Source organism: Gluconobacter sp. R75690 (genome assembly GCF_015244525.1).
GTDB classification, from domain to species: Bacteria; Pseudomonadota; Alphaproteobacteria; order Acetobacterales; family Acetobacteraceae; genus Gluconobacter; species Gluconobacter potus.
In genome coordinates, this window is sequence record NZ_JABCQB010000006.1 from 123322 (window position 1) to 140668 (window position 17347).

The following is a 17347-nucleotide window of genomic DNA, read 5'->3' on the forward strand; positions in this document are numbered from 1 at the left end:
TTGGAAGAATGTCAGGCTCCATAGAACGGCACTCCCCGCATTCAGTTCCTTCTTATGATTTCAGGTCCGGGAATGGCGGTTGAACCGTTTAAGTTTCGCCAGCGTCGGGCCTGATACGAGTTCTATGATCTCGGACGTGATTTCTTCCTGACGGACGGTTCTCTGAAGCTGCTCCAGAGATCTGAGCTGGCGCGTGATTTCATGATGCGCGGCTGTCATCCGCTCGCTCCGAGCCTGATTTTCTGCTCCGAAGGATTTGAGTGCCGCAAGACAGAGCTGGGAGAAAATATAGTCCGCCACCAGATCGGTCATGAGCTTTTGCGGCGCAACATTCAGCAGGGGGGCCGGCCCTGGCGTCACTGTTTTACGCAGCAGAGCCGGGTCCAGCGGGAAAAGCGACTGTCGGGTCACGCTCGCCTTCTCCTGCTCCGAAGACTGGCAGACAATGACGCTGACATGCGTCAGCGCCCCGGCGACAACCTGCCGTCCGATTTCCTTCGTGATACTGTCAGCCAGTGCAGGAACCGCCCCCGGGTTCTGAACCGCAGGCGCTGTCCATTCCGCTTTGATCCCCCTGGAGCGGGCAATAGCATTGCCGCGGGTGCCGATCAGGAAGAGATGCTCCTTCTCATCCTCCTGCAGGGCATCGAGAACATGCTCACTGAACAGCCCCGCGAACCCCTGCTCGGCGCAGAAGGCAATCACGCCTGTCTTTCCCGGCTCCTGTGACGACTGCCCGTTCCGATCCACAGGAAGCAGCGGAGCGATACGGACCAGAGCATCCTGAATGGTCCCCGCATACGTCTCGACCGCAAGGGCAGCCCGATGGGCCTGCTGCACCCGCACGGCTGCGAGGCTGCGCATTGAGTCCACAATGCCGCCCAGTTCCTTGACGTTACCAATCCGGGCCGTGACTTCCTGCAGCCGCTCCGTCATGAGGTGGCTGATGCCCGGGGCTCGACATACTGCCGCAGACACGCCACGAAACACTCTTTCTGCTCCGTGGAAAGAACGCCACCACTTTCTATCGCCGTCGATATCTCAGATGCGTTGCTCCGCAGGTAATCGCCCAGACCGCTCTGGATGGTCCGGATATTTTTTGCCGGTACGCCATCCAGAAGACCATTCTGCGAAGCCGTGACGAGCGCCACTTCCTGTAGAAGATCCAGTGGCACATGCGGCCCCTGACGTAGGATCGCACGGATACACGCGCCCCGCGCCAGTTGCTGCCGGACATGCGTATCCGGCAGCCCCCCGAAACGCGTGAACGCTTCGAGTTCAATGAACTGCGCATAATCCAGACGCAGCGTCCCGACCGACGACCGCAGGATGGGCGACTGCGCGGCCCCGCCCACACGGCTGACGCTTACACCCACATCAACGGCCGGTTTCTGCCCCTGATCGAACAACGTACGGTTCAGGACGATCTGACCATCGGTTATGGAAATGAGATTGGTCGGAATATAGGCGCTGAGGTTCCCCGCTTCTGTCTCCGCAACCGGCAGCGCCGTCAGAGAGCCGCCCCCTTTCGCCGCCGAGAGCTTCGCTGCACGTTCCAGCAGACGCGCGTGAACGTAAAAGATATCCCCCGGATAGGCCTCCCGACCGGGGGGCCTGCCAGTAAGCAGGGAAACCTCGCGATGGGTTGCGGCATGTTTGGACAGATCGTCGATGACGAGGAGAGCATGCTGCCCCCGGTCCCGGAAATATTCCGCCATGCTCATGGCCGCGAAAGGCGCGATCCAGCACAGACCAGGCGCTTCTGCAGGACGCGCCACCACGATGATGCACCGATCCGGATTGCCCCGCGTCCGGATCGTCTCAATCACACGCTGGACGCTGGAGGTCTTCTGCCCGATGGCGACATAGACGCAGATCATGTCGTTGGATTTCTGGGCCAGAATGGCATCGACCGCGATGGTGGTCTTGCCGGTCGCCCTGTCGCCGACGATGAGTTCCCGTTGTCCCCGCCCAATGGGGAAAAGCGTATCGATCGCCAGCGTCCCCGTCTGAACGGGCTCCGTCACAAGTTCACGGTCGATAATGGCCGGAGCGGGCCGCTCGACCGGAAACCAGCTCTCCGCCTCAACTGGCCCTTTGCCATCAAGCGGTCGTCCCAGCGGATCCACCACCCGTCCCAGAAGCCCCGGCCCGACCGGAACACTCACGACACCCGACGTTCCCTGAACAGCATCGCCGGCTTCGATCGTGCCTTCATTATTGAGCAGGATACAGCCGATGCTGTCTTCTTCCAGACCGTGAACAAAACCGTAGCGGCCGTTTCCGAAAGACAGCAGTTCGTCCAGCTTCGCATCCGGAAGACCGGAAATCAGAGCGATCCCGTCGCCAATATCTTCGACCCGCCCCGTCCGGTCCGTCTGGGGCCCAACCGAAATATCCGTCAGGCTGGACCGGGCCGAGGCCAGCCAGTTGGCGGCCTGGTCAGTGTCCGGCATGAGACAGGCCCTCCCTGATACGAACCAGATCAGCCTGCCAGTTGGACGCCACGGTCAGATAAGGCGTTTTCACGGCAAACCCTTCCACGAGAGCAGGATCGACGGTCCAGGTAATGGCGGGATGCTCACCCACCGCAGTCATGAGAGCGCTCTCATAGGCCTGACGCTCATCAGGGCTGGGTGCTGTTGCCGTGGCAAAAGTGAAGCCGTCGCGCAGACTGAGCCGCTCCCGGTCGGGAAGTGTCGCAATCGCCTTGAGAAGTCTGTCGAAGAGCGTTTCTCGTGCCGGACGGCAGCAGCCTGTCTGCGCCAGAAGCTGGCCTGCAATATCGCAGGACAAGGCCGCCGCGTCTGACCGCCAGCGAGCCTGATTTTCCGCCTCTTCCTGGGCGATGCCCTGCTTTGCGCCGGCCTCCAGAGCCGCCGCATCCTGCTGGGCCTTTGCCAGAATGGCCTGTCTTTCGCTCTGCGCTTCCTGCTGGGCCTGCTGCACGATACGGGCCCTTTCCTGCTCGAAGCCGCTACGTGCCTCTTTGACGGCGGCACGGTCCGCTTCGAGCTGCTTCTGCCCGTCCGTGACCTGCGCAAGCTGGGCTGCGATCTCCTGCTGACGGCGGGAGATGACAGCGCAGATCGGGCGCCAGAAAAACCTGGAAAGCAGCCAGATCAGAACGCTGACGTTGATGACCTGCAGCCCGATTGTCCACCAGTCGACTGTCACCGGACTACTTCAGCAAAGGGTTGGCGAAGAGCAGAAGCAGGGCAATGACCAGGCAGTAAATGGCCATGGTCTCGATCATGGCGAGCCCCACAAACAGCGTCCGGGAAATGGTGCCTGCGGATTCAGGCTGGCGCGCAATGGCATCCATGGCGGCGGCGACAGCCCGTCCTTCCGCGAGGGCTGGCCCTATGGAGCCGAATGACACCGCCATCGCGGCGGAGACGATACTTGCCAGAGCGAGCCAGTTCATGAGCGGGATCCTGTATTTTTAATGGATTGGGGCGCAGCAGGTCTGGTCAACGCGCCCGCGATAAAGACCATGGCGAGAATGGCGAAAATATACGCCTGCACGGCTCCCGTCAGGAGATCGAGCGCCATGAGAGGAATGGGAACGAGCAGTCCGGCAAGGGAGAGGACGATCCCGATGATGAAAACACCGGCCATGACATTCCCGAACAGCCGGACCATCAGCGAAAAGGTGCGCGTGACCGTCCCAATCAGGTTGAGAGGAACCATGACGACGCTGGGCCACAGGAAGCTGCGCAGATAGCCCGCGACGCCACCGGAGCGGACGCCGAAAATGATGATGGCCAGAAAGACAATGATCGCCAGTGCCGCATCCGTTGCCAGAATGGCGGTAGGCGGCTCAACACCAGGCACGAGCGAGGACCAGTTTGCCACAAGGATGAAAAGGAAAAGCGTGCCCACGAAAGACCGGTACGGCGCAGGCTCGGTCCGCATGGTCTCACGGATCTGCTGGTCAAGCGCCGTGACACCCAGTTCGAGCAGCGTCTGGAGCCGACCGGGCCTGCCGGAGGTCAGGGTGCGAGAAATCCAGGCACCCCCGAGCGTAAGGACAGCCATGATCCCCCATGTCGTCACCACAGGCTGCGTCACCGGGACCGGGCCGATATGAAACAGGACATGGCTTGAAAGCGGCGACATCATCGCAGCGGTCCCTCTTCGCCGATCCTGACGCCGGGACCGATGCGGGCCTTCATGACCCGAAGAACAAGCGGCCGCGCGACAAGCACACCGCAGGTCGCCCAGAGGAACGAAGCGGTTCCACTCCGCGCAGCAAGATAAAGCAGCCCACCCAGCAGCAGAAAGCGGCCCAGCAGCATCGCTATGGCCACAGGACGCCTTGAGGGCGTCATCAGGAACTGCACATTGACCCACAGGGCCGCGACATGAACACTCCCGGCGAGCAGCCCGACCAGAAGCCAGCCAAGGGACGTCAGGATCTCTTTTTCAGGCATGGGGATGACTCATCCATTTCCAGGCGCTCCAGCCACCCGCCGCAAATCCGGCCATGAGCAGCCCGGCTGAGAAGGCAACTCCCGTTCCCCAGCGATGATCCAGCCATCGTCCCAGCAGGAGCCCGCCAAGCGGCGGCGTGATGATCGTCCAGCCAAGGACACCTATCCGGGCGAGATGCTGCGTGACGTTGACGTCTCCGTCCGTCTCGCCGGTGCGCTGGCGGTTCATGCGCTGGCGGATGGCGGCTTCCATCTCGTCAGCCTGGGGGCTGTCATCTTTCACTGCAAGAGGCTCCCCGCTTCAGACCACAGGCCTTCTCCGATCCGCCGCACCGCGTCCAGCTGAAGACGGACGGACGCGACATTTGCATTCCTGCGCGCATCATCAAGGGCCGCATAATGCTGACGCACGAGGGTTTTCAGCGTTTTGAGATCGTCTCCACAGACGGCTTCGCGGGTGGCAATCTCGACCATGCTCCCCTTCTCCGTCACGGTCAGGACACCCTGCCGCACGGCACAGTAATGCGGCGTCCCATCGCGACGCTTCCAGATCACGACGGACGGAAGAACGCTGGACACCAGATCCGCATGCCCCTGCAGAATGCCGAAGCTCCCGCTTTCGTCCTCGGCCCGGACCGACATGACATCCGGCTCGTCCAGAACCACCGTCAGGGGCGTAATGATCCGCAGCTTCATACGGCCGCCCCGGCTGCGGCCTTCCGCGCCGCCTGCTCTTTCTGCCGTGCCTCGTCCAGGGTGCCGACCATGTAGAGCGAACTCTCGGCCCAGTCATCCGTCTCGCCATCCAGAATGGCCCGGCAGCCCGCCAGCGTGTCGGCCAGGCTCACACTGCGCCCCGGCTGCCCGGTGAACTTCTCGGTCACTGTGAAAGGCTGGCTGAGAAACCGTTGAAGCCGCCGGGCCCGTGTGACAGTGCGACGATCGTCGGAACCCAGTTCCTCAACACCCAGCAGCGCAATCACGTCCTGAAGGGATTTCAGTCTGGCCAGAGCCTCCCGGACCTGTTCGGCAATTTCACAATGCGCCTCCCCCACAACCAGCGGATCGAGAAGCACGGAAGAAGATGCCAGAGGATCGACTGCCGGATAGAACCCCTGTGCCGCGAGATCCCGGGAAAGCACAATCTGGCTGTCCATGTGCGTTGCGATGGCTGTCACGGCTGGATCCGTGAAGTCATCGGCGGGGACGTAAACGGTCTGGATGGCAGTGACGGCGGCACCGGCCACAGAGGTGATGCGCTCTTCCACCGCCCCGACTTCCGTCGCAAGCGTGGACTGATAGCCCACCCGCGACGGCAGACGGCCCAGCAGGCTGGAGAGTTCGCTTCCGGCCTGAACAAAGCGGTAGATGTTGTCCATGAGCAGCAGGACGTTTTTGTGCTGCTCGTCGCGGAAATATTCAGCAATCGCCAGAGCCGTGAGCGGAACCCGCCAGCGCGCGCCCGGCGGCTCGTTCATCTGCCCATAGACGAGAACGGCATGCCTGATTACGCCCGATCCGTTCATGTCGGAGAGCATTTCATGCCCTTCGCGGCTGCGTTCGCCCACACCCGTAAAGATCGAAAGCCCCTGATATTTCGCGGCCATGGCATGGATCAGTTCCATGGTCAGAACCGTCTTGCCAACGCCAGCTCCGCCAAACATCGCCGCCTTGCCGCCATGCGCAAGCGGCGTCAGCAGGTCCAGAACCTTCACCCCGGTCTCGAAGATATCCGTGCTGGCGTTCTCGGTCTGCATGGCGGGTGGGTCACTGTGGATCGCGCGCCGCGGAACATCTGCCGGCAGAGCCGGACCGTTATCATGTGGAATACCCGTAACATCCAGCATCCGGCCGACAACAGCCTCACCAACAGGCACACGAAGCGCCTCCCCCGTCGCGCGAACCATCACATGCCGCGCCAGTCCGGACGTGGACATGAGGGCAACAGCCCTGACCGTCCGGGGATCGAGATGGCTGTGAACCTCAAGGATCAGCGGAGCTCCACCATCCCATGCGACTTCGAGCGCCGAATTGATTTCAGGAAGATGACCCGCCGCAAACCGCACATCCACCACAGCTTCACGCACGGCAATGATCTCTCCCAAAGGAGAAACCGTGTCGGATTTCGCCGGAGTAACCGCTGGCAGGTTCATTTAGTCTCCTTTTGAGCGCGCCGTATCGCAGGACAGCTCTCTTGCCACGCCTTAATAAACCCGCGTCCCCGAGGCGTCGATATTTACGCCGGGAAAGTGAGCGGATTCACAAAATGATAATAGATCCCCCATCCACAGTGCCGTCAGTCATGTCCGTATACACTGAACGCCCTGTGCCGGTCAGGCAAGACCACGCCGGCACGAGGCTGAAATCAAATCGTCTGTCGCAAAACGATCATGTTTCAGCAGTCGCATCCGCCTGGCCGCTCCAATAAATTAAGGAAAGGTAAACAAACCATGGATCAGTGATGTCTGAAACGACCATAGGCTCCCGCGCGGAGATCCCGACCCCTTCGCGCCCCGACATGAATGGAGGCAACAAGCCCCTTCATGTCGCACTTTTCTTCATCGTGCTGATCGGCGCACTGGGATTTGCCGCCTTCAGCATCCTTCAGGACATGCATTCGGTCGGTGAAGGCGCCCTGGCGACGGGGACATTCGTGATGCTCGGCATTGCCCTGATCATCGCGCTGGCCTTTGAGTTCGTTAATGGCTTCCATGACACGGCCAACGCGGTCGCAACCGTCATCTATACCCGCAGCCTGCCGCCGCTCGTGGCCGTCATCTGGTCCGGTTTCTGGAACTTCCTTGGCGTCGCACTCTCCACCGGCGCCGTAGCCTACAGCATCGTGACGCTCCTGCCAGTGGAACTGATCCTTCAGGCCGGAAGCAGCGCGGGCTACGCCATGATCTTCGCCCTGCTCATCGCGGCCATCGTCTGGAACCTTGTGACCTGGGCCTTCGGTATCCCCAACAGTTCGTCGCACGCTCTCGTCGGCTCGATCATGGGTGTCGGTCTGGCCAACCAGCTGATGTCCCCCGCCGGTGCCGCAACGCAGGGCGTTGACTGGGGGCAGGTTGAGAAAGTCTTCTCCGCGCTACTGTTCAGTCCCATCTGCGGGTTCGTCATGGCCGGGCTGCTGCTTCTCGTCATGAAGCTTCTGGTCCGCAACAAGGCGCTCTATCAGGCTCCTGAGGGCGACACTCCGCCGCCGCTGTGGATCCGCGCGCTGCTGATCTTCACCTGCACGGGCGTCTCGTTCTCCCATGGCGGCAATGACGGACAGAAAGGCATGGGCCTGATCATGCTGATCCTGATCGGCGCGGCTCCCACGGCCTATGCGCTGAACCGGGCGATGCCTGAAAGCGCCATGCCGGCCTTCATCCAGTCTTCCGCCGAAGCCGAAAAGATCTTCCTCACCCACGTCCCGAACCAGTCCACGGCGCTGACGGCCGAAAATGCCCGCGAGATCGTCGGTGCAGGTCTGCGCGCCAAATCCATCGCGTCTCCCGAAACCTATGACGCCCTGGCCGTCCTCAGCGACGATATCTCCACCTCGGTCAAGACCTACGGCTCCATGAAGGCCGTCCCTGCCGCCGCCGTCCCGAACGTCCGTACGGACATGTATCTGGTCGCTGACGCCATCCGCGTCATGGGAGAAGCTCAGGACTTTACGCCTGCGGAAAAGAAGTCCCTCAAATCCTTCCAGTCCGAACTGTATCACGGCACCCGTTTCATCCCGCTCTGGGTCAAGGTCTCCGTCGCCATTGCCCTGGGCCTTGGCACGATGGTCGGATGGAAGCGCATCGTCGTGACGGTCGGTGAAAAGATCGGCAAGACCCACATGACCTATGCTGAGGGCGCATCGGCCGAAATCGTGGCCATGACGACCATTGGCCTTGCCGAAGGCTATGGCCTGCCCGTCTCCACCACGCATATCCTGTCCAGCGGCGTCGCCGGAACCATGGCCGCCAACGGCTCGGGCGTTCAGCTCGGGACACTGCGCTCCATGGCGCTGGCCTGGGTTACGACCCTGCCCGCCGCCATGGCAATTGCAGGGATCCTGTACGTCCTATTCCGTCAGATTTTCTGATCAGCCCCTGACACATTGTGCGGATTTCAGATCCGCACAATGCTGCTGGTACAGATGCCAGCTCAGCAGACAATGGGCATTCGGCGTATGACGCGGCATGTCATTCAGCGGGACGACACAGACTGTCGTGTGCTCATGCTCGTTAGCCAGCCCACCCTTCCGATCAAGCAACCCGTCCATTTCCGCCCGTGTAAGAACGATGTCCACGGCATAGAGCATCATCTCTTCGCTGCTTCCACCGGGCGACAGAAACACCGGCGTCTCACGCAGTCTGTAGGGCCTTCGTGCTGTGAGGTTCAGCCCCGTCTCCTCCCGCAGTTCGCGCAGAGCGGCAATTTCAGCGGCCTCCCCGTCAATCACGCCAGCCGGTAAAGCCGTCACCATCTGTCCAACCGGTAGCCGCGCCTCACGCACTAGGACGACATAACGCTCGTCCGGAGCCTCCTTCACGGTCACGACCGGCATGATGCAAACCGTCGGGTCCCGAAGCACGGCAAAGCAGGGCATTTTCGCCCCTTCGTTCCACGCATCGGCCTCAACAACAACGAAACCGACGCGCGAGCCGAACATCAGCACATCACGGACAAGAACCGAGCGGAGATCGAAACTGGACCGGGTCTTTGCGATCCAGCCTGAAAACTGCGGAGCATTCAGGACTTTTTCCTGAAGCTCCGACGATATGGCAGTCGCAAAATGGACTGGAACATCCTGCTGCATCATGGTCCGACCTCTCATCCCTGCCTCTCAGGCACCGGAAGAACCGTCTTCCATAATGCCCGTCGAAGCAACTCAGACGACGAGATCGACCACCATGCCGCCCTTACAGGCTCCCCATGAGAACCGCGGTATCGATCATCCTGTTCGAGAAGCCCCATTCATTGTCATACCAGCTGCAGATATGGATCATCTCGCCATCCCGGATGAGCGCCGTCTGCGTCGCATCGAAACTGGAAGACGCAGCGCTGTGATTGAAATCGCTGCTGACGAGCATGCCATCGCTGTAGTCCAAAACGCCCGCAAGAGCGCCCACGGACGCCTCATAAAAGGCCGCGTTGATGTCATCTACCGATGACGGAGCACGCGACGGCACGAAATCGAGCGATACCATCGAAACATTCGGTGTCGGCACCCGAAGCGACGATCCGACCAGCCGTCCCTTGAGATGCGGCAGGACAAGACCGATCGCTTTGGCGGCACCCGTGGACGTCGGGACCATGTTCTGACCGGCCGCCCGTGCGCGCCGCAGGTCACGGTGCCGGCGATCCACAATCTGCTGGTCACCCGTATAGGAATGAACCGTCAGCATATAACCGCATTCGACGCCGAACGCCTCGTCCGCCACCTTGACCAGCGGTGCCAGACAGTTTGTCGTGCATGATCCGTTTGAGACAACCGTCATGTCCGGTTTGAGCGCATCATTGTTCACGCCATACACGATCGTCGCGTCCGCATCACTTGCCGGAGCAGAGACGAGAACCTTTCGTGCTCCCGCCTGCAACAGGGGCTGCACAGCCTGTTTCGACGTAAAGAGCCCGGAGCACTCCATGACGACATCCACGCCATCCAGCGCAACCGCCCCCGGCTCACGCTCCGAGGAAATACGGATCGGTCCGTAACTCCGGCCATGCGCTTCGATCGTCAACTGATCGCCTTCAAGATGGACTTTCCCCGGGAACCTTCCGTGGATGCTGTCATAGACCAGCATGTGAACCTTGTCCTCGACACTGCCCGGACCATTAATGACAACAGGAACAATGTCAGTCCGTCCGCTCTCGATAATACTTCTCAAGGTCAGACGTCCGATACGTCCAAATCCATTGATCCCGATCTTGACTGCCACGATACTGTCTCCGTTTGATGCCCCGATGTCAGGGCCTGTCCTTTTGTGAATGAGGGGAAGGCCTGCGCTTACAGGCCGATGCGATTGAGGGGCTTGCCGGCCATGAGATTCCGCTCGATCTGCTCAAGCGACACACCGCGGGTTTCCGGGACGAACTTCATCGTCACGAAAATGAAGATGAGATTGAGCAGGGCGTAGAGCCAGAAGGTCTGGGCACTTCCCAGCGTCGTCAGGAGCGAGAGGAAGGTCAGACCAACAATCATGTTGGTGCCCCAGTTGGTGAAGGTCGAGCACCCGATGCCGAAGTCACGCCCCTTCATGGGCTGCACTTCGGAGCACAGGATCCACACCAGCGGCCCGGCGGAAAAGGCAAAACCGACGATGAAGCACAGCAGCATCGCAACAGCCGCGTAACGCGCCAGATCGCTGTTGCCCGTGCCGAAATACAGAAGAATTCCGACTGTAAACATGCCGAGCGCCATCATGATGAAGCCCGCGATCAGCATGGGCCGCCGGCCCCAGCGATCGACATATCCAATAGCGATGAACGTGGAGAGCACATTGACCAGACCCACGATCACCGTGCCCCACAGGGCGGCACTTGTGCCGAAACCTGCCATCTCGAAGATGTGGGGCGCGTAGTACATGACCACATTGATGCCGGTGAACTGCTGGATCGCCTGAAGCGCCACGCCCAGATAGACCGCCCGGCGGAAGTTCCGGTTCTTCTTGAAAAGCGTGTACCCGCCATCAGCCTGGGCAAGCTGTTCACGGATTTCGACGATCTCGTCACGGGCATGCGTGTCATTGCCGCGCAGACCGTGCAGGACATCGAACGCCTCGTCATGCCGCCCCCGCAGAACCAGCCAGCGCGGGCTGTCCGGCAGGAAAAGAACACCGATGAGGAACAGAACACCCGGAACGCCCACGATGCCCAGCATCCAGCGCCAGGACCCCGAATAGGCCAGAAGCGCATCGGAGATGAACGCGACCAGAATGCCCACCGTGATCATGAGCTGATAGACGGAAATCAGCGCCCCGCGATGCTGCTGGTGCGCAATTTCCGAAATATAAAGTGGAGCGGTAAAGCTCGCGACGCCGATCGCCAGTCCAAGGACCACACGGCCCGCGATCAGGACCGGAACGGACGGCGCCAGCGCGCAAAGCGCCGACCCGGAAATGAAGAGCAGTGCCGAGATGATCAGCAGCTTTTTGCGGCCCAGGATGTAAGACAGCCGTCCCCCGAACAGGGCTCCGAGCGCTGCGCCGACCATCATGCCTGAGACAATGCACTCCTTACCGAAATCATTGACCTGAAACTCGATACCGATGAATTTCAGCGCTCCGGATATGACACCCAGGTCCAGCCCGAACATCAGACCTGCCACCGCAGCCAGAGTGGCTACGAGGGCACTTCTGCCGTTGAGTGAAACGCGCGGAACGCCTTGTACAACGCCAACGTCACTCATGACCGTGTTCCTTTTCTTGGTCTTCTTCTGTGATCGGAAGAAACACTTCGGCAGCCATGGATTCCGAGTTCTGCATGGATGCCGTTACTTTGATCTGGTCTGTAAAATTTTACATATTCGGGTAATTGGGTCCGTCCCCGCCCTGCGGCGGCGTCCAGACGATATTCTGGGACGGATCCTTGATGTCGCAGGTCTTGCAGTGCACGCAGTTCTGGAAATTGATCTGAAAGCGTGGTTTCCCCGCGTCCTCGACAATCTCGTAAACCCCCGCCGGGCAATAGCGCTGCGCCGGTTCGGCATAGATCGGCAAATTCATCGTAATCGGAATGTCAGCATTCCTGAGCTTCAGATGACAGGGCTGGCTCTCGTGATGGTTGGTGAACGAAAACGCCACATTGGTCACCCGGTCGAAGCTGAGCTTCCCATCCGGTTTCGGATAGGCAATCGGCGAAAAATCCGCAGCCTTCCCCGTCGCTGCCGCATCCGTCTTGTGATGATGCAGTGTCCCGAACAAAGACGCCCCAGTCAGAGACGCCGTCCACATATCAAGGCCACCCAGCACGATCCCGCCCGCCAGGCCGTATTTTTCCCAAAGTGGTTTGACGTTGCGGACAAGCTTGAGATCCCGGCCCACAGGCCCTTCCCTCAGGACGGTGTCATAGGCCGTAAGTTCATCGCCGCTCCGGCCATCCCGGATCGCCGCATGAGCAGCCTCTGCCGCGTGCATTCCCGAATAAATGGCATTGTGGCTGCCCTTGATCCGCGGAACATTCACAAGCCCGGCGGAACAGCCCAGAAGCGCGCCACCGGGGAAAACGACCTTTGGAATGGACTGCCACCCACCTTCCGAAATGGCACGAGCGCCATAGGCGATCCGCTTTCCGCCTTCCAGCAGCCCCGCCATCAGCGGATGATGCTTGAAACGCTGGAACTCCCGATACGGGTCGAGATAGGGATTTTCGTAGCTCAGATGCACGACAAACCCGACACAGACCTGATTGTTATCCAGATGATAGACAAACGCACCACCACCGGCATTGCGTCCCAATGGCCAACCCATCGTGTGCACAACCGTGCCGGGTTTATGCCGGGCCGGGTCCACTTCCCAGATTTCCTTCAGGCCAATCCCGAATTTCTGCGGGTCCCTGCCATCCGACAAACCATAATGCCTCATGATCTGGAGCGCTAAAGACCCTCGTGCGCCCTCAGCAATCAGCACATATTTGCCTGCCAGGATCATGCCCGGTTCGTAATTCTCGCCCGGCGATCCATCCGCATTCCGCCCAAATTCACCGGCGACCACACCCCGGATCTCACCCTTTTCGCCATACACAAGCTCACTGGCCGCCATACCGGGGAAAATCTCGACGCCCAGCCCTTCTGCCGTTTCGGCAAGCCAGCGGCAGACATTCCCCAGCGAAACGATGTAGTTGCCGTGATTGTTCATGAAAGGCGGCATGAGCCAGTTGGGAAGACGTGTCTGCCCCTTCTCACCCAGAACATAGAAACTGTCCGTCTCCACAGGCACGGTGATCGGCGCGTTCATTTCGTGCCATTTCGGCAGCAGGACATTGAGCGCACACGGATCAATGATCGCGCCGGAGAGGATGTGGGCGCCAACCTCGGAACCCTTGTCCAGCACAACGACGGACAGGTCCGGGTCAAGCTGTTTGAGACGGATGGCAGCCGACAGGCCCGCCGGTCCGGCACCGACGATGACGACGTCATAGTCCATGCTTTCGCGTTCAATCGCCGTCATGACTTTTCTCCCTCTCCGATCGTGATACCGAGGCTGCGCATGGTCAGATCTTTGCTGTCAGTTCGGGCAGGATGGTGAACAGGTCCCCGACCAGCCCGTAATCGGCGACCTGAAAGATCGGTGCATCCTCGTCCTTGTTGATCGCGACGATGACACGGGAATCTTTCATGCCCGCGAGATGCTGGATGGCGCCCGAGATGCCGACCGCGATGTAGAGGTCCGGCGCCACGACCTTGCCGGTCTGTCCGACCTGCCAGTCATTGGGTGCGTAGCCCGCATCTACCGCCGCGCGGCTTGCGCCAACCGCAGCACCCAGCTTGTCCGCAAGAGTGGTAATGGCGTCGAAGTTTTCCTTCGAGCCAAGACCACGTCCACCAGAGACGATGATCTTGGCTGATGTGAGGTCCGGACGTTCGGATGCGACCGTCTTGTCCTCGACCCACTTCGAGAGGCCCGGATCTGCCGGAACGCTAACGGTTTCGACAAGGGCACTTCCGCCGCCCTGTGCTGCCGTGAAGGCTGCCGTGCGGACCGAGAAGACCTTGACGGGATCGGAGGAGCGGATCGTCTGGATCGCATTGCCGGCGTAAATCGGCCGCTCGAACGTGTCCGCGTCCTGAACAGCCGTGACCTCGGACAGGACCATCACATCCAGCAGCGCAGCAACGCGCGGCAGGACGTTCTTGGAAAACGCGGTCGCACCAGCGGCGATGTGGCTATAGTCTTTGGCCAGCGAGACGATGAGCGTGCTGACGGGCTCGGCAAGGCCGTGCGCCAGAGATGCATCATCCGCCAGAAGAACCTTCGACACACCCGCCAGTTTCGCCGCCTCATCGGCTGCTGCCGCGCAATTCTCACCCGTGACGAGAATATGCACATCGTCCAGCGTGGCAACCGCCGTCAGCGCCTTGGCGACCGTATCCGTCCCGAGGCGACCGTCACTGACTTCGGCAAGTAGCAGAACAGACATCAGAGGACTCCTGCTTCATTCTTCAGTTTCGACACCAGTTCATCGACGGACCCGACCTTCACGCCAGCATGGCGCTGCGGAGGCTCGACCGTCTTGAGAACCGTGAGACGAGGACGGACCTCGACGCCAAGCTGCGCAAGCGACACTTCTTCAAGCGGCTTCTTCTTCGCTTTCATGATGTTGGGCAGCGCCACATAGCGGGGTTCGTTGAGGCGCAGATCCGTCGTCACCACCGCCGGAAGCTTCAGCCTGATAGTCTGAAGACCGCCATCGACTTCACGTGTGACCAGCGCCGAACCGTCCTCGATCGTAACAGAAGAGGCGAACGTGCCCTGCCCCCAGCCCAGCAGGGCGGCGAGCATCTGTCCGGTCGCGTTCATGTCGTTATCGATCGCCTGCTTGCCCGCGATCACCAGACCAGGCTGTTCGTTTACCACGACCTTGCTAAGGATCTGCGCCACCGAAAGCGGTTCCAGATCAACATTCACATCGTCGGTTGCTGTGACGAGAATGGCCCGGTCCGCTCCCATGGCGAGGGCGGTCCGCAGCGTGTCCTTCGCCTGCGCGACACCGATGGAAACGACGACGACTTCGGTCGCCACGCCCTTTTCCTTGAGACGAATGGCCTCTTCGACCGCGATTTCGTCAAAGGGGTTCATGGACATCTTGACGTTCGCCAGATCAACGCCAGACCCATCCGGCCGGACGCGGATGCGGACGTTATAGTCGACGACCCGTTTCACAGGGACGAGGATCTTCATGATACTCTCCGTTCTCAGCAGATATCGCGGAAGCGCTGTATCATCACATCCAGCACTTCGGCCGGATCGCGCTTCCACCAGTTGTTTGCAGAAAAAATCTCGACTTCGCAGAACCCGTCATATCCCGCGCGTTCCACACCCGCGCGCAGGCCCCTCAGGTCTGCCACGCCGTCCCCCATCATCCCGCGATCCAGAAGAAAGTCCGTCGTGGGAACCAGCCAGTCACACAGATGGAACCCCATGATGCGCGTCCCTGCCCGTTCAAGCTGGCGCGGAAGATCGGTGTCCCACCACACGTGATAGACATCGACCGCCACACCCAGCGTGTCGGAATTGAGGACGTCGCAGATATCCAGGGCATCACGCAGTGTCGGCAGGCAGGAGCGGTCCCCGCCATACATCGGATGCAGCGGCTCCAGAGCCAGCTTGACGCCCCGTTCGGATGCGTAGTCCAGCACTGCCGACAGACGGTCCGTGACAATATCGAGGCTCTCCCTCACCCCCTTGGTGCCGGGCTCGACGCCCCCCACCACGATGGTCAGAATCTTGCCTCCCAGATCGGCGGTCTCGTCGATGGAACGACGGAAATCATCCACGACCGCCTGCCGTCCGTGTGGCGCCAGAGGCCCCACAAGAAACGGCGAACGGCACAGCCCCACGACGTCCACTCCGGCCTGCCGGGCGTACTGCCCGATGGCAGAAGCCCGGCCCTGAAGTTCCGGACGCCAGAAGACGATGCCGCCGATGCCACGCTCGGCGCAGGCGTCGATCGTCCGTTCAGCGGACCATCCGGCTCCTGCCCCCGGCATATTGTGGCCGAGGGTCGCGGTATTCAGCGCCAACGCGGAATGATCGTGGGTGAAGTCGCGCATCAATCGGCTCCATAGACCGACAGAAGCGACTTCATGCGCCGCACGGCCAGTTCCGGGTTCCGGAGCAGGCCGCAGCCATCCGCCAGCCGGAAGATCTCCGTAAAATACGGGAGAGGTCGCATGGACTGCGCACCACCCAGCATGATGAAGTGATCCTGAAAGCCGTTCAGCCATGCCAGGAACACGACACCCGTCTTGTAATACTGGGTCGGCGCCTTGAAGATCACCCGGGCCAGAGGAACCGTGGGGTCCAGCGCCGCGCGGAAGGCAGCTTTGTCGCCTTCGCCGAGTTTGCTCACCGCATAGGCGGCCAGCGGCGCCAGCGGATCGAACACGCCCAGAAGCGCGTGGCTGAAACCCTGCTCGTCGCCTTCGATCAGTTCCGGGTAATTAAAGTCGTCCCCAGTATACATTTTCACGCCTGCCGGAAGCAGACGGCGCATCCGAATTTCCTTGTCCTTGTCCAGAAGGGAAATCTTGATGCCGTCTACCTTGGAGACGTTCTGCCCGATCATCTCAAGCACGGTTTCCAGCGCCTGATCGAAGCTGTTCGTGCCCCAGTATCCGGCAAGCGCAGGATCAAACGCCTCACCCAGCCAGTGCAGGACGACCGGTTCGTCGCAGGCCGAGAGAACTTCACGATAGACGCGCAGATAGTCTTCAGGACCTTTCGCCACCCGGACCAGTGCCCGGCTCGCCATCAGGATGATCCGGCCACCAACGGCCTGAATGGCCTCGACCTGTTCCAGATAGGCGCGGATGACTGCATCCACATCCCGCACGCTTGCCGGATCCAGATGATCGGTTCCGCAGCCATTGACGACGTCGGCGTCCGGCAGTTCCGCCTTCGTCCGGCGGATCAGCTCAAGCGCCATCGGCCAGTCCAGACCCATACCCCGCTGGGCCGTATCCATGGCTTCGGCAATGCCCAGCCCCAGACCCGCAAGATAGCGACGGAACCCCATCGTCCGCTCCCAGTCGATTGCACCGGATCCTGAAGGGTCCTTCGCTACATAGGGATTGGCGACGACATGCGCTGCGGAATAAACGATCCGCGCCGGGTTGCGGCCCAGTGTTCCTGTCGGTGCGGGTGTTCCGATCAGGTGATAGTCCGTCTTCCGGCCGGTTTCATCGGGAAGAATGATTTTCATGA

Annotated in this window: 18 protein-coding genes; 1 reads left to right on the top strand and 17 read right to left on the bottom strand. The window is 60.7% G+C overall.

The genetic code is table 11. The features are described 5' to 3' along the window. Window positions 1-60 precede the first annotated feature (60 nt). From HKD27_RS09300 to atpD, 9 genes are read right to left on the bottom strand one after another with little or no spacing between them, the layout of a single operon-like run. Window positions 61-936 (bottom strand): FoF1 ATP synthase subunit gamma, encoded by an 876-nt coding sequence (locus HKD27_RS09300; protein ID WP_194689297.1) that lies wholly within the window; start codon window positions 934-936, stop codon window positions 61-63. After that, window positions 933-2456: a F0F1 ATP synthase subunit alpha gene (locus HKD27_RS09305; protein WP_194689298.1), complete on the bottom strand. Its 1524-nt coding sequence runs from the start codon at window positions 2454-2456 to the stop codon at window positions 933-935. The genes HKD27_RS09300 and HKD27_RS09305 overlap by 4 nt, the downstream gene beginning before the upstream one ends. Further along, window positions 2443-3177, bottom strand: coding sequence for an ATP synthase F0 subunit B (locus HKD27_RS09310; RefSeq protein ID WP_062495262.1), 735 nt, complete (start codon window positions 3175-3177; stop codon window positions 2443-2445). The genes HKD27_RS09305 and HKD27_RS09310 overlap by 14 nt, the downstream gene beginning before the upstream one ends. 4 nt (window positions 3178-3181) lie before the next feature. Further along, the gene (locus HKD27_RS09315; protein ID WP_011253684.1) at window positions 3182-3427 is read right to left on the bottom strand and encodes a F0F1 ATP synthase subunit C; all 246 of its coding nucleotides are present in this window, start codon (window positions 3425-3427) and stop codon (window positions 3182-3184) included. Continuing rightward, window positions 3424-4125, bottom strand: coding sequence for a F0F1 ATP synthase subunit A (locus HKD27_RS09320; RefSeq protein ID WP_194689299.1), 702 nt, complete (start codon window positions 4123-4125; stop codon window positions 3424-3426). Before HKD27_RS09320 ends, HKD27_RS09315 begins: the two co-directional genes overlap by 4 nt. Beyond that, entirely contained in the window at window positions 4122-4436 is a 315-nt protein-coding gene (locus HKD27_RS09325; protein WP_194689300.1) for an ATP synthase subunit I, read from the bottom strand. The genes HKD27_RS09320 and HKD27_RS09325 overlap by 4 nt, the downstream gene beginning before the upstream one ends. Next, complete coding sequence (locus tag HKD27_RS09330) at window positions 4429-4719, bottom strand: AtpZ/AtpI family protein (RefSeq protein WP_231100538.1); 291 nt, start codon at window positions 4717-4719, stop codon at window positions 4429-4431. The genes HKD27_RS09325 and HKD27_RS09330 overlap by 8 nt, the downstream gene beginning before the upstream one ends. Beyond that, entirely contained in the window at window positions 4716-5132 is a 417-nt protein-coding gene (locus HKD27_RS09335; RefSeq protein WP_194689301.1) for a F0F1 ATP synthase subunit epsilon, read from the bottom strand. Before HKD27_RS09335 ends, HKD27_RS09330 begins: the two co-directional genes overlap by 4 nt. Continuing rightward, window positions 5129-6589, bottom strand: a complete 1461-nt coding sequence (atpD, locus tag HKD27_RS09340) for a F0F1 ATP synthase subunit beta (RefSeq protein WP_194689302.1) — start codon at window positions 6587-6589, stop codon at window positions 5129-5131. Before atpD ends, HKD27_RS09335 begins: the two co-directional genes overlap by 4 nt. 308 nt (window positions 6590-6897) lie before the next feature. On the opposite strand from atpD, the gene HKD27_RS09345 reads away from it, so the two are divergent. Continuing rightward, window positions 6898-8523: an inorganic phosphate transporter gene (locus tag HKD27_RS09345; protein WP_194689303.1), complete on the top strand. Its 1626-nt coding sequence runs from the start codon at window positions 6898-6900 to the stop codon at window positions 8521-8523. Here HKD27_RS09345 and HKD27_RS09350 read toward each other — a convergent pair whose 3' ends face one another. From HKD27_RS09350 to HKD27_RS09385, 8 genes are all read right to left on the bottom strand, one after another. Then, complete coding sequence (locus HKD27_RS09350) at window positions 8524-9243, bottom strand: NUDIX domain-containing protein (protein ID WP_194689304.1); 720 nt, start codon at window positions 9241-9243, stop codon at window positions 8524-8526. Window positions 9244-9343: 100 nt separating this feature from the next. Further along, window positions 9344-10363, bottom strand: coding sequence for a type I glyceraldehyde-3-phosphate dehydrogenase (gene gap, locus HKD27_RS09355; RefSeq protein WP_194689305.1), 1020 nt, complete (start codon window positions 10361-10363; stop codon window positions 9344-9346). 68 nt (window positions 10364-10431) lie between these two features. Continuing rightward, complete coding sequence (locus HKD27_RS09360) at window positions 10432-11832, bottom strand: sugar porter family MFS transporter (RefSeq protein WP_062495277.1); 1401 nt, start codon at window positions 11830-11832, stop codon at window positions 10432-10434. 109 nt (window positions 11833-11941) lie between these two features. Beyond that, window positions 11942-13591 carry an electron transfer flavoprotein-ubiquinone oxidoreductase gene (locus HKD27_RS09365; RefSeq protein ID WP_194689306.1) on the bottom strand — a complete coding sequence of 550 codons (1650 nt, stop codon included), beginning with the start codon at window positions 13589-13591 and terminating at the stop codon, window positions 11942-11944. A 43-nt stretch (window positions 13592-13634) separates the two neighbouring features. Further along, a complete protein-coding gene (locus HKD27_RS09370; protein WP_194689307.1) occupies window positions 13635-14561 on the bottom strand; it encodes an electron transfer flavoprotein subunit alpha/FixB family protein in 927 nt (308 codons plus the stop codon). After that, window positions 14561-15322, bottom strand: a complete 762-nt coding sequence (locus tag HKD27_RS09375; RefSeq protein WP_194689308.1) for an electron transfer flavoprotein subunit beta/FixA family protein — start codon at window positions 15320-15322, stop codon at window positions 14561-14563. Before HKD27_RS09375 ends, HKD27_RS09370 begins: the two co-directional genes overlap by 1 nt. Before the next feature lie 14 nt (window positions 15323-15336). After that, the gene (locus HKD27_RS09380; protein WP_194689309.1) at window positions 15337-16194 is read right to left on the bottom strand and encodes a sugar phosphate isomerase/epimerase; all 858 of its coding nucleotides are present in this window, start codon (window positions 16192-16194) and stop codon (window positions 15337-15339) included. Beyond that, entirely contained in the window at window positions 16194-17345 is a 1152-nt protein-coding gene (locus HKD27_RS09385; protein WP_194689310.1) for a dihydrodipicolinate synthase family protein, read from the bottom strand. The genes HKD27_RS09380 and HKD27_RS09385 overlap by 1 nt, the downstream gene beginning before the upstream one ends. Between the last annotated feature and the right edge of the window lie 2 nt (window positions 17346-17347).